Annotated in this window: 11 protein-coding genes; 6 read left to right on the top strand and 5 right to left on the bottom strand. The window is 76.8% G+C overall.

The genetic code is table 11. The features are described from left to right. Window positions 1–103: 103 nt before the first annotated feature. Both ACR807_RS20560 and ACR807_RS20555 read right to left on the bottom strand, forming a co-directional pair. Complete coding sequence (locus ACR807_RS20560) at window positions 104–565, bottom strand: heme-degrading domain-containing protein (protein ID WP_438922982.1); 462 nt, start codon at window positions 563–565, stop codon at window positions 104–106. Further along, window positions 562–1,581 carry a Gfo/Idh/MocA family protein gene (locus tag ACR807_RS20555; protein ID WP_438922981.1) on the bottom strand — a complete coding sequence of 340 codons (1,020 nt, stop codon included), beginning with the start codon at window positions 1,579–1,581 and terminating at the stop codon, window positions 562–564. The genes ACR807_RS20560 and ACR807_RS20555 overlap by 4 nt, the downstream gene beginning before the upstream one ends. Before the next feature lie 54 nt (window positions 1,582–1,635). On the opposite strand from ACR807_RS20555, the gene ACR807_RS20550 reads away from it, so the two are divergent. The 3 genes from ACR807_RS20550 to ACR807_RS20540 are packed head-to-tail and all read left to right on the top strand — an operon-like array spanning window position 1,636 to window position 4,470. Further along, the gene (locus tag ACR807_RS20550; RefSeq protein WP_438922980.1) at window positions 1,636–2,676 is read left to right on the top strand and encodes an ROK family protein; all 1,041 of its coding nucleotides are present in this window, start codon (window positions 1,636–1,638) and stop codon (window positions 2,674–2,676) included. A gap of 55 nt (window positions 2,677–2,731) precedes the next feature. Further along, window positions 2,732–3,481 (top strand): PP2C family protein-serine/threonine phosphatase, encoded by a 750-nt coding sequence (locus ACR807_RS20545; protein ID WP_438922979.1) that lies wholly within the window; start codon window positions 2,732–2,734, stop codon window positions 3,479–3,481. Beyond that, window positions 3,466–4,470 carry a hypothetical protein gene (locus ACR807_RS20540; RefSeq protein WP_438922978.1) on the top strand — a complete coding sequence of 335 codons (1,005 nt, stop codon included), beginning with the start codon at window positions 3,466–3,468 and terminating at the stop codon, window positions 4,468–4,470. The genes ACR807_RS20545 and ACR807_RS20540 overlap by 16 nt, the downstream gene beginning before the upstream one ends. A gap of 138 nt (window positions 4,471–4,608) precedes the next feature. Here the strand turns inward: ACR807_RS20540 and ACR807_RS20535 are convergent, their stop codons facing one another. Continuing rightward, window positions 4,609–5,283: a winged helix-turn-helix domain-containing protein gene (locus tag ACR807_RS20535; RefSeq protein WP_438922977.1), complete on the bottom strand. Its 675-nt coding sequence runs from the start codon at window positions 5,281–5,283 to the stop codon at window positions 4,609–4,611. A gap of 57 nt (window positions 5,284–5,340) precedes the next feature. Here ACR807_RS20535 and ACR807_RS20530 point away from each other — a divergent pair, with 57 nt between their 5' ends. Next, a complete protein-coding gene (locus ACR807_RS20530) occupies window positions 5,341–6,639 on the top strand; it encodes an isocitrate lyase/PEP mutase family protein (protein WP_438922976.1) in 1,299 nt (432 codons plus the stop codon). On the opposite strand, the gene ACR807_RS20525 is transcribed toward ACR807_RS20530, so the two are convergent. After that, window positions 6,620–6,982, bottom strand: coding sequence for a YybH family protein (locus ACR807_RS20525; protein ID WP_438922975.1), 363 nt, complete (start codon window positions 6,980–6,982; stop codon window positions 6,620–6,622). The two genes, ACR807_RS20530 and ACR807_RS20525, sit on opposite strands and share 20 nt — an antisense overlap. Window positions 6,983–7,079: 97 nt before the next feature. Here ACR807_RS20525 and ACR807_RS20520 point away from each other — a divergent pair, with 97 nt between their 5' ends. Together ACR807_RS20520 and ACR807_RS20515 are read left to right on the top strand one after the other, a co-directional pair. Next, entirely contained in the window at window positions 7,080–7,985 is a 906-nt protein-coding gene (locus tag ACR807_RS20520; protein ID WP_438922974.1) for a LysR family transcriptional regulator, read from the top strand. Window positions 7,986–8,125: 140 nt separating this feature from the next. Further along, on the top strand, window positions 8,126–10,258 hold the full coding sequence (locus ACR807_RS20515) for an NB-ARC domain-containing protein (protein ID WP_438922973.1): 2,133 nt from the start codon (window positions 8,126–8,128) through the stop codon (window positions 10,256–10,258). On the opposite strand, the gene ACR807_RS20510 is transcribed toward ACR807_RS20515, so the two are convergent. Next, window positions 10,192–11,886, bottom strand: a complete 1,695-nt coding sequence (locus ACR807_RS20510) for a hypothetical protein (protein ID WP_438922972.1) — start codon at window positions 11,884–11,886, stop codon at window positions 10,192–10,194. The two genes, ACR807_RS20515 and ACR807_RS20510, sit on opposite strands and share 67 nt — an antisense overlap. Between the last annotated feature and the right edge of the window lies 1 nt (window position 11,887).

Here is an 11,887-nt window from a genome sequence, read left to right as displayed (position 1 = left end):
CCGGGGCGTGTTTGGGGCGGCGGGTCAGCCGGGCCGCGAGGTCCTGTTGGACGCGGGTCGTCGCGGCACGGCGGCGGCCGAGGGCGGTCGGCCGGCGCCGGGGTCAGCGGGTGGACAGGAACTTCTCCAGCTGTTCCACCACGAACGCGTGGTCCTCCGCCTGGGGCAGGCCGGACACGCCCACCGTGCCCACCGGGCCCACGCCGGCCACCAGGACCGGGAAGACACCGCCGTGGGCGGCGTAGCGGTCGGGGTCCAGGCGGGAGTCCCGGTCGAAGTCCCGGCCCGCCGCGCGGAAGGACTCGCCGACCCGGAACGAGCTCTGGCCGTACCGGTCGACGACGCGGGACTTGCGGTCGATCCACTCGTCGTTGTCGGCCGACGTGCCGGGCAGGGCGGCGTGGAACAGGCGCTGCGCGCCCCGGCGCACGGAGATCGTCACCGGCAGCGCACGCGCTCGGGCGGCGTCGAGGAGGAACGCGCCCAGCTCCAGCGCCACCTCGTTGTCGAAGGCGCGGAAGACCAACCGGCCCTCCTGGTCGACCAGCTCGTCCAGCAGGCTCACAGCGACACCACCCGTCCCGTCCGGGCGGACCCGAACGCCGCCTCGATCACCTCCAGCGCGCGCACGACCCCCTCCGGGTCCACGGGCAGCGGCCCGCCGGAGGTCAGGGCCGCGACGAGCAGCCGGTAGAACTCGACGTACGCGCCGGGCAGGCCGACGACGTCCTCCTCCGCGCCGACCACGCCCAGCCGGCCGGTCGTCGACAGGTCCTCGAACGGCTTGCCCGCGGCCAGCGCGTCCTCCTGCCGGTCCAGCCCGTGCGACACGTAGGCCGCCTCGGAGCCGAGCACCCGGAACCGCGGCCCGTGGTCGGCCGCCGCGGCGCTCGCCCACAGGTGCGACCGCACCCCCGAGGCGTGCGCCAACGCCACGAACGCGTCGTCCTCCACGGCCACGCCGTCCCGCCGCCGGTCCAGCTCGGCGTACACCGACGTCACCGGGCCGAACAGCTCCAGCGCCTGGTCCACGAGGTGCGCGCCGAGGTCGTGGAGCACCCCGCCCGCCTCCTCGGGCGCACCCGACTCGCGCCAGCCGTCCCGCACCTCCGGCACCCACCGCTCGAACCGCGACTCGAACCGCGCGACCCGGCCCAGTGAACCGGAGTCGACGAGCGACCGCACGGTGAGGAAGTCACCGTCCCACCGCCGGTTCTGGAACACGGTCACCGGCACGCCCCGCCGCTCGGCGGCGCGCAGCACGCGGCGCGCGTCGGCCGGTGACGGGGCGAACGGCTTGTCCACCACGACCGGCACGCCGGCCTCGACGGCGGCGAGCGCGAGCGGCACGTGGGTGCGGTTCGGGGTGGCGACCACGACGAGGTCCAGGTCCAGGGCGAACAGCTCCTCGGCGTCGCCCAGGACGGCGGCGGACGGGTGCTCGGCGGCGACCCCGGCCCGGCGCCCCGGGTCGGTCGTCACCACGGCCGCGAGCTCCAGGCCGGGCGTCGCGGCGATCAGCGGGGCGTGGAACACCCGCCCCGCGATGCCGTAGCCGAGCAGTCCGGTGCGGAGAGACATGAGGCTATTAAAGCAACGCTGTTTAATAAAAGCCAGACGTGCGATGATGGCCACGTGCCCAACTTGCGCTTCCTGCGGGGATACAACGACGCGGTGGTGCTGGGCCTCGCCCGGTCCGGCGCCGTCACCAGGGTGGAGCTGGCCGCGCGGAGCGGCCTCACCCCGCAGGCGGTGTCGAAGGTCGTCAGCAGGCTCATCGCGGACGGCCTGCTCGTCGAGTCCGGCACCCGCAACGTCGGCGTCGGCAAACCCCGCACGCTGCTCGAACTCGTCGCCGACAGCCGCCTCGCGCTCGGCGCCCAGGTCGAGCGGGACGAGCTGCGCGTCGTGCTCACCGACCTCGCGGGCACCGTGCTCGACCGCGCCGTGGCGCCCCTGCCGCACGACTTCGACCCGCCCGCGTTCGTCGGCGAGCTGACCCGCCTGGTCGACGGGATGCGCGACGACCGGCTGCTCGGCGTCGGCATCGGGTTCGTCGGCCCGCTCGACCACCGCACGGGCCTCGTGCACGACCCGACCGGCCTGACCGCGTGGCACGACGTGCCGCTGCGCGCCCTCGCCGAGGAACGCCTCGGCCTGCCCGTCGTCGTGGACAAGGACACCAACACGGCCGTCGTCGCCGAGGCGTGGCGGCGCGGCGAGGAGCTGCGCGACGCCGTCCTCGTCCTCGTCGGCACGGGCCTGGGCATCGGGATGCTGCTCGACGGCCGCGTGCACCGCGGCGTGCGCACGAACGCCGGCGAGTACGGGCACACCACGCTCCAGCTCGACGGCCCGCCGTGCGTGTGCGGGCGCACCGGGTGCGTCGAGGTCCTGCACAACCTCGCCGCCGCGCGCGGCGACCTGGTCGGGGCGACCGACGTCGTCGGCGTCGCCGTGGCCGACCTGGTGCAGCTGCTCGACATCGACCACGTCGTCCTCGCGGGCCGCGCCGTGCTCGCCGAACCCGCCGCCTACCTGGACGGGGTCCGCGCCCGGCTGCCCAAGGACGAGTGGCTCCCGGTGGACGTGTCGATCACCCCGCTGGGTGATGACGTGGTGGCCGCCGGGGCCGCGATGCTCGTGCTGAGCGAGTTCTACGGCCGTCCCCGCTGACCGAATTGGAGATGCCCTGCTCACGGGCACCCGTGCGGGTGATTCACTATCCGGCATGCATGCGCTCCGGTACGCCGTCGGCACGGACCCCGGCCTGCGCCGTGAAGCGAACGAGGACTCGGTCTACTTCAGCGACCGCCTCTTCGCCGTCGCCGACGGCATGGGCGGCCACGCGTACGGCGAAGTGGCCAGTTCGATCGCGGTCGCGGTGCTCGCAGACCTCGACCTGGACGCCGAGGACCCCCTCGGCGAGCTGAACGGCGCGGCCCGGGAGATCGCCATCCGGCTGACCGACCTCGCCGAGGAGAACTTCGACATGCGCGGGATGGGCACCACGCTCACCGCGCTGTGGTGGGACGGCGAGCGGTTCGCGGTCGGCCACATCGGCGACTCGCGCTGCTACCTCGTGCGCGACGGCGAGCTGACCCAGATCACCCGCGACCACACGATGGTGCAGGCGCTCGTCGACGACGGCCGCATGTCGGCGGAGCAGGCGGGCGAGCACCCCGGCCGCTCGATGCTGATGCGCGCGCTCCAGGCAGGCAGCGCCCACGACCCGGACCTGTTCCACCAGGACGCGGCCGAGGGCGACCGGTACCTGATCTGCTCGGACGGCCTGTCCGACGTGGTCGCCCCGGCCGAGATCGCCGAGCTGCTCACCGCGACCGCCGACGGCGACGAGACCGTGCAGGCCCTCATCTCGGCGGCCAACGCGCGCGGCGGGCCGGACAACATCACCTGCGTGGTCGTGGACGTGCTGCCCGCCGGCAACGCGTCGTGGCTGCCGAAGTGGCTGCGCCGCTGATCGTGCCCGCCGACCTGCCACCCACCGTCGACCTGGCCTGGCGCGACGACGAGCTGGAACGCGCCGCCCGCGCCCTCGTCGCGGGCGACACCGCACCCGCCCGCGCGCTCCTCGCCGCCACCCGCGACCCCGAACGCCGCGACCTGCGCGTCGACGTGCTCGGCGAGGCCGGGCAGCACGCGCTGCCCGCGCTGCACTCCGCCGTGGACGAGCGCCACGACGCCGACAGCCTGCTGCTGCTCGGCAGCGCGCTCAACGCCGCCGCGTGGGAGGAGCGCGGCGCGTCGTACGCGCAGTACACCGAGGAGGACCGGCTGGCCCGGTTCCTCGACCTCGCCGACCAGGCCCGCACCGCGCTGCGGCGGGCCGCCGAGCTGGCCCCGGAGGACGTCGCGCCGTGGGGGCAGCTGATGAGCCTGGCCCTGGGCGCGCCGGAGCGCGACGAGGAGGGCGACCAGGTGTTCGCCCGGGTGCAGATGCTGTGCCCGGACCTGGTGTCCGCCAACGAGCACCGGCTCCAGATGCTGACCGACAAGTGGTACGGCAGCCACGAGCGGATGCTGGAGTTCGCCCGCGTCCGGGTGGCCGACCTGGCCGCGGGGCACCCGCTGCTGGCGCTGGTGCCGGCCGCGCACATCGAGGTGCCGCTGCGCGACGCGGAGTCGGTGAGCTTCCGCCGGCGGTGGCGGTCGATCGACTACCTGGCGCGGCGGGTCGTGCGGCTGGAGGTGGCGGCGGTGTCGGACCACCTGCTGGCGGCGGGCGAGGAGCAGCGGGAGCACCCGCGGTGGGTGCGCGCGAACCAGGTCTTCGCCGCCTACTACGCCGGGGTCGAGGCGGTGGCCGGGTTGAAGCGCGAGGACGTGCGGAGGTTCCTCGGGCACGTGGCGGAGGTGGGGGACCGGGCGTCGCGGTGGCCCTGGTCGTACTTCGGCGACCACCACGAGGAGTTCGCCAAGGCGCGCGACCTGGCGGCCCGGCTGACCTGACCTGACGGGTCGGCACGGCACGGCACGGCTCGGCGCGGCGCGGCGCGGTCCGGCGCGGTCCGGCGCGGCGCGGCGCGGCATGGCGCGGCACGGCACGGTCCGGCGCGGGTGGGGTGCGGCGCGGCTCGGGTGGGGCGGTCAGCCGAGCCCGAGCAGGTCGTGCAGCGCCGTCTCCCCGGCGGCGGTGAGGCGGACCGCGCGGCCCGTGCCGATCCGGCGCACCCAGCCCTCCCGGTGCAGGTGGGCGCAGACGTGCGCGCCCGCCGCCCCGGCCAGGTGGGAGCGGCGCTCGGTCCAGTCCAGGCAGGCCCTCGCCGCCGGTCGCCGGGGCGGCGGGGTGAAGCCCAGGTCGGCCAGCCACGCGCGGCCCGCGCCGGTCAGGCCCAGGTCCGCGGTGAGCAGGCCCCGGGCGGTCATGGCGTCGGTCACCGCCACGCCCAGCTCTCCCGCCAGGTGGTCGTAGCACGTCCGGCCCCGGCGCAGGGCCTCGTCCGCGGTGACCGCCCGCAGCCCCGTGCGCCGGGGAGCGGTCGGCCCCAGGTAGGCGAGGAAGCCCTCCACGAGCGCCGCCTGCTCCGGCCCGGCCAGCCGCACGTACCGGTGCCGCCCCTGGCTCCGCCGCACGAGCAGGCCGCCGTCGACCAGCCGGGCCAGGTGCTCGCTCGCCGTGGACGGCGCGACGCCCGCCTCGGCGGCCAGCTCACCGGGCGTCCAGGCCCGCCCGTCCAGCAGCGCCAGCAGGAAGCACGCCCTGGTGCGGTCGGCCAGGAGCGCGGCCAGGCCGGCCAGTTCCTCCGCTGCCACGCCCGCCATTGTGCGCCGCCGTCGCTTCGGCCCTCGCCGAAGCGTCCCGCCCCTAGCGTGACCGCCGTGGACGAACTGCTGAGCGAGGACCACGTGGTCGTGCCGGTGCCCCCGGCGGAGGACGGGGTCGCGTGGCTGCGCGCGTCCGTCGCCCGGTTCAACGGGGGCGAGGCGCACCGGCGCCGGCGCGCCCTCGTGCTCCGGGAGCTGGCCGCGGTCGACCCCGCGCGGTTGCGGCGCGCCGGGGAGCCGGTGGCGGTGCCGGCCCGGGCGCTGGGACTGCCGCCGTCCGTCGCCGGGGACGTCGCGCTCGTCGCCCGCTGCTACCAGCCGCACCTGCCGACGACGCCCGGTGCCGACGCGGCGGTCGCCCGGCTGGTCGCGGCCTGCGGCGGGTCGTGGGACGAGGCGACCGCCAACCGGGTCGGCCTGCTGGTGCAGGCGTGCGACGCGACGAGGGCGATGGTCGCGGGCGCCGAACCGCCGGTGCCGGTGACGCGGCGGGTCGCCCCGGACGGCTCGGTCGTCGAGGTCGACCTGGCCGGCGCGTGGTTCGGCGCCGGGCGGCACGCGTGCCCCGCGCGGGAGCACGCGCTGGCGCTGGTGGACGGCGCGCGGGCGTTCCACCGGCTGCACGAGGACTTCCTCGTCCTGCCGAACGCGTGGGACCACGCGTCGGCCGCCGCCCTCGTCGAGGCCGGTTTCCCGGCGATCGGCACGACCAGCCTGGGCGTGGCGGCGGCGCACGGCCTGCCGGACGCGGCGGGCCGTGCGCGGGCGGAGACGGTGGCGCTGGCCAGGCGGCTCGTGCGGCTGCCCGTGCCGGTCACCGTGGACGTCGAGGCCGGGTACGACGGCCCGGAGCTGGCCGCCGAACTGGCCGGGATCGGCGTGGCCGGCGTCAACGTCGAGGACGGTCGCGGCGCCGGGCTCGCCGACCCCGCCGACCACGCGCGGCTGGTGCGGGCGGTCAAGGGGGCCGCGCCGGGCCTGTTCGTCAACGCCCGCGTCGACACGCACTGGCTCGGCGTGGACCGCGCCTCGACCACCGACCGGGCCCTGCGGTACGCCGACGCCGGCGCGGACGGCGTGTTCGTGCCCGGCCTGGCCGACGAGCGCGGCATCGAGGCGCTCGTGCGGGCGGTGCCCCGACCGCTGAACGTGCTGGCGCAGCTGGACGTCCGGGTGCTGCGCGACCTGGGCGTGCGGCGGGTCAGCACGGGCTCGCTGCTGTTCCGCGCCGCCCTCGGGGAGGCGGTGCGGGCCGCGCTCGCCGTGCGCGACGGCGGGCGCGTCCCCGCCGGGCCGACCTACGAGCGGGTGCGGGGCCTGCACGCCCTCGGCGTCAGCGCGGAGGGGCGGTGAACTCGGGCTGGTCGAGCACGCGCAGCCAGCTCCCGTCTGGCTGGCGGCGGACCACCTGCGCCCGCGCGCCCGCGCCGTCCCGCGGCGGGGTCGAGGTCAGCGCGAGGTCGCCGCTGACCAGCGTCGGCAGCGGCTCCTCCGGCTCGAAGCGGGGGCCGTGCGAGAGCACCTCCGCCCACAGCGCCCGGATCGCCTCGCGGCCCGCGGTCACCCGGCCGGGCGGGTAGGCCAGGACGGCGTCCTCCTCGTAGAGGGCGGCGACCCCGTCCGCGTCGCCCGCGTTCGACCGCTCGACGAACAGGCGGGTGATGTCCTCGGGCCGCACGGCCTTCTCGCGCTCCACGGTGTCCTCCTCGATCGGGGTGGTGGCACCACCAGCCTGCGGCGGACCCGGCCAGAAGTCCAACAGATCGTTCTTCTGGCAACTAGAATCGCAGGTTGTGGAACTTCGGCAGTTGGAGTACTTCGTCGCGGTCGCCGAGGAGCGGAACTTCACGCGTGCCGCCGAGCGGGTGCGGATCAGCCAGTCCGGGGTCAGCGCCCAGGTCCGGCGGCTGGAGCGCGAACTGGGCGCGGAGCTGTTCGACCGGTCCGGGCGGACCGCCACGCTGACCGTCGCGGGCGAGGCGGCGCTGGAGCACGCCCGCGCGGCGCTCGCCTCGGCCGCCGCCGTCGGCCAGGCGGTGGGCGAGGTGGCGGACCTGATCAGGGGGCGGATCGCGGTCGGCATGGTCGTCGGCTGCACGGTCACCCCGCTGTTCGACGCCCTGGCCTCGTTCCACCGGGCGCACCCCGGCGTCGAGGTCTCGCTGGGCGAGGACAGCTCGGACCGGCTGGTCGACGCGGTGCGCGCGGGCGCGCTCGACCTGGCGCTGGTCGGGTCCGCGACCGCCCGGCCGGAGGGGGTCCGGGCGCTGACGATCATCGCCGAACCCCTGGTCGCGGTGGTGCCGCCGGGGCACGAGCTGGCGGCGCGGGGCCGGGTCGGGCTGCGCGACCTGGCCGACCGGCCCGTCGTGTGCATGCCGCCGGGCGCCGGGCTGCGCGCCGTGTTCGACCGGACGTGCGCCGCGCACGGCGTCGAACCGGTGATCACGTTCCAGGCGGGCGCGGCCGACGCCATCGCCGACCTGGCGGCCCGCGGCCTGGGCGTCGGCATCCTCAGCGAGTCGATGGCGGCGGCGTACCGCGACCGCCTCACCGCCCTGGCCATCGTGGACGCCGACGTGCCGTCCCTGCTGCTGCTGGTGTGGCGGGGCGGGGAGGGGCCGGGCGGGGAGGGGCCCGCGGTGCGCGAGCTGCTCGCGCACTGCCGGCGGGCGTTCGCCGTGCCCGGTCCCCGCTGAACGACCCCGCCCCCGACCGATCCGACCGATCCGGCCGAACCGACCGACCGGACCGCCGAACGAGTGAAGTCGGTCGACGGCCTCCCGGCGGGCCGGAGCACCCGGCGATACTGGGTGGTCAACCGCCTCGGGGACAGCAGATGACGCCAGGACCGACGATCCAGGACGGGGCGCCCGCCGCCGAACCGGGGCGCGCGCACAACGAGGTGGCGGGCCCGGTCGGGGGCGGCGTCGTGCAGGCGGGCGTGATCGGCCAGGTGACCCTCGTGTCCGCGCCGCCGCCCACCGCGGTCCCCCGGCAGCTCCCGCCGCCCCCGCACGCCCACGTCGACCGGGACGACTGCGTCCGCGCCCTCGACCGGCTCGCGGCGCGCGACCGGGCCGGGCCCGCCGTGGCCGTGCTCACCGGGATGCGCGGTGTCGGCAAGACCGCGTGCGCCCTGCACTGGGGCCACCGCAACGCGGGCCTCTTCGAGGGCGGCCAGCTCTACGCGGACCTGGCCGCCTACCGCGGCGCCGGCGGCGTGGCCGTCCCCGACGTGGTCGCCGCGTTCCTGCGGGCGCTGGGCGTGCACGCCCAGTACGTGCCCGCCGCCTTCCCCGAGCGCGTCGCGCTGTTCCGCAGCACGACCGCGCGGCTCGGGGTGCTGGTGCTCCTGGACGACGCCGACTCGCCCGCGCAGGTCCGCGCGCTCGTGCCGGGGTCGCCGGGCAGCGTGGTGCTGGTGACCAGCCGGTCCCGGCTGAGCGGGTTGACCGTCGACGGCGCGGAGACGATCGAGGTGCGGCCCCTGGAACCGGTCGCCGGCGCGTCGCTGCTGACGCGGATGGTCGCGGACGGGCGCGCCGAGCACGACCAGGCCGCCGTGCGCGACGTCGTGCGGCTGTGCGCGGGCCTGCCCCTCGCGCTGCGGGTCGCCGGGGCCGAGCTGGGCCGTCGCAAGCGCTGGCCCATCGCCCGCTACGTGCGGCACATCGAGGACGACCGCGCCCGGCTCGACCGCCTCTCCGTGGAAGGGGACCACCTCGTGGAGCACATCTTCGACGCGGCGTACGAGGACCTGCCCGACGCGGCGCGCCACCTCTACCGCGCGCTCGGCCGGCACCCCGGCCCCGATTTCGGGCCCGGCGCCGCCGCCGCGGCGGCCGGCACCACCCCGGAGTCCGCCGAGGACGTGCTCGGCGTGCTGTGCGGGGTGAACCTGCTGGAGGAGTGGGCGCCCGACCGCTACCGGTTCCACGAGCTGGTCCGCCTGCACGCGCGGGCCCGCTCCGACCGGGAGGAGCCACCCGCCGCCCGGGTCGCCGCGGAACGCCGCGTCGTCGGCTGGTACCTGCTCGGTGCGGCCGCGGCCGACCGCGCCGTGCTGGGCGCCTCCCGGTGGCGGCTCGCCGAGCACGACCTCTCCCGCTGGGCGCCGCACCGCGACGCGGCGACGGGCATGGCCTGGTTCGAGGCGGAGCGGGCCAACCTGCTCGCCGCCGTCCGGCTGGCCGCCGACCTCGGCGCGCACGTCGAGGTGTGGCAGTTCTGCGAAGCGCTCTGGGCGCTCTACCACAGCCGGAAGCACTACGAGGACTGGATCGAGGCGCACCGGCTGGGCGTGGCCGCGGCCGTGCGGCTCGGTGACCGCGACGCCGAGTCCCGGATGCGCAACCAGCTCGCGCGTGCCCACGTCGAGCGCCACGAGTTCGACGAGGCCCGCGCGGAACTCGACCGCGCGGCGCTCGTCGCCCCCGGCCGGGAGCGGGGACGGGCGCTGCTCGCCGAGTCGTACGGCCTGCTGCACCGGGAGCGCGGGCTGCACCAGGACGCGGTCGACGCGTTCCGCGCCGCGCAGGAGGGCAACCGCCGGCTCGGCGACCGCCGGGGCGACGGCCTCCAGGGCTACCAGCTCGGCGACGCCCTCGTCCGGGCCGGCCGCGCGGCGGAGGCGCTCCCGGTGCTCCGGCGGGCCTCGGCGCTGCTGGTCGACCTCCGGGACGAGATGGCCGCCGCGCGCGTGCACATCGCCCTGGGCAGGGCGTACGAGGCGCTGCGCCGGTACGCGGACGCGCGGCAGGTGCTCACCGAGGCGGTGACGACCACCCGCGACCGGGACCAGCCGGTGAAGGAGGCGCAGGCGCTGGAGGTGCTGGTCGGCGTCGCCGAGCGGGACCGCGACCAGGTGCTGTTCCGCGACTCCGCCGAGCGCCTCTACCAGCTCTACCGCGCGGCGGGCAGCCCGCGCAGCGACGACGTCCGGCGCTGGATCGCGCGGGGGCGCAGGTGAGCCGCCCGGACCTTGACCTGCACCACGTCCGCGCCGACGCGCACCCACAGCCGGACCAGCGGGTCGGGCGTGAACCCGGCCGCGGTCCAGCAGTGCAGGGCGCTCGCCGCGACCAGGGGGTCGGCGCAGTTCACGCGCCACACCGCGCCGCCCCGGAACGCCACGGTGCAGTGCCCGCCGTCCGTCGCGGCCGCGATCAGCGCGCCGGGGTGGTCGTGGAACACCCCCTCCGCCCAGTCGGCGACCTCGTGCTCGGCCCGCGGTTCGGTGCCGACGAGCACCTCGGCGTTCGCCAGGCGGGTCGGGTCCGCCTCCCGGTCGACGTCGACCACCGGGAACGGGTCCCCCTCGGGGGCGTGCCGCGGGGCTAGGTCCGGGAACCGCTCCACCTCGATGCGCGCCCCGCCCGCGGCGACGTCCACCAGCCGGGTGGTCACCCGGTGGGCGGTGGTGCGGGGGGTCGGCAGGGGGTCGGCGTCGGGCACCGGGTGGACGCGGGCGCGGACCCGGGGCAGGCGCATCAGGTCGGCCGCCACGTCGTGCAGGGCCTGCCAGGCGCCGCCGGGCCGGCCGAGCACGCGGGCCGTCAGCTCCCCGAACCGCTCCGGCACGTGGTGCTCCAGGGCCGACTCGACCTGCGCCCGGACGCCGGGGGCCGGGCCCAGGCGGTCCACGGCCTCCCAGAGCCGCGCGTTGGGCGAGTCCGGGGCGACGTCGGCGCCCCCGTCGGACACCAGCAGGACCGGCAGGCCGAGCGCCGCGCCGTAGAGGGTGACCGAGCCGTGGTCGCCGATCACCACGTCGGCCGCCAGCAGCGTCGCCCCCCAGGACGAGTCGGGCGGGACGACCACCAGCCCGGCCTCGCGCGCGGCGCGGAGCTGGTGGTCCACCTCGAACCGGCTGTCGTGCCCCTCGACGTTCCAGTGGCGGACGAACGCGACGCGGTACTCGTCCGCGGGGAGCAGGGAGAGCAGGTCCAGCAGCAGGCCGGGGGTGGTGGCGAGGGTGGACCGCCCGCCCCAGGTGCTGCTCACGAGCACCAGCTTCTGGCGGGGACCGACGCCGAGCCGCCGCCGGTGGTGCGGCCGGGCCCGCGTGCTCGCGACGAGCTGGTCCATCACCGGGTCGCCGATGACCGCGGCGCGCGGCACCGCTTCGGCGCAGCTCCGGGCGAGCCGGTCGAACTCCTCCTCGTGGGCGAGCCCGACGACGGTCGCCACCACCCGGCCGCGGTGCGTGAGCTGGCTGCGCGCGATGCCCGCCGGTGAGACCTCGTCGCCGGTGGCGAAGGGGACGATGCGGGCGTGCCCCGCGCCGTGGGGGATGACGAAGACCGGGCCGGTCAGCTCGCCGAGCCGCGGCGTCGAGTGGGCGGCGAGGACGAGGTCGAAGGCGCGCGCCCTGGCCTGCTGCCACGGCAGCAAGTGGCACCGCAACACCTTCAGGTGATCTTTGAGCTCACGGGCGAAGCCCGACCCGAGGTCGATGGTGAACTTGATCGCCAGCGGCACACCCGGGTCGAACCCCCGCACGACGGTCAACAGGCGGTCGAGCGAGGTGAAGTTCCGCACGACCACCAACAGGGTCCGTTCCGCCCTGAGGCTGCTTCTCGCGTGGGTAGAGGTCATC

Source organism: Saccharothrix sabaoui (genome assembly GCF_051756985.1).
Classification (GTDB): Bacteria; Actinomycetota; Actinomycetes; order Mycobacteriales; family Pseudonocardiaceae; genus Actinosynnema.
The sequence above is the reverse complement of the archived record's forward strand: the minus strand, read 5'-3'. Positions and strand labels throughout refer to the sequence as shown.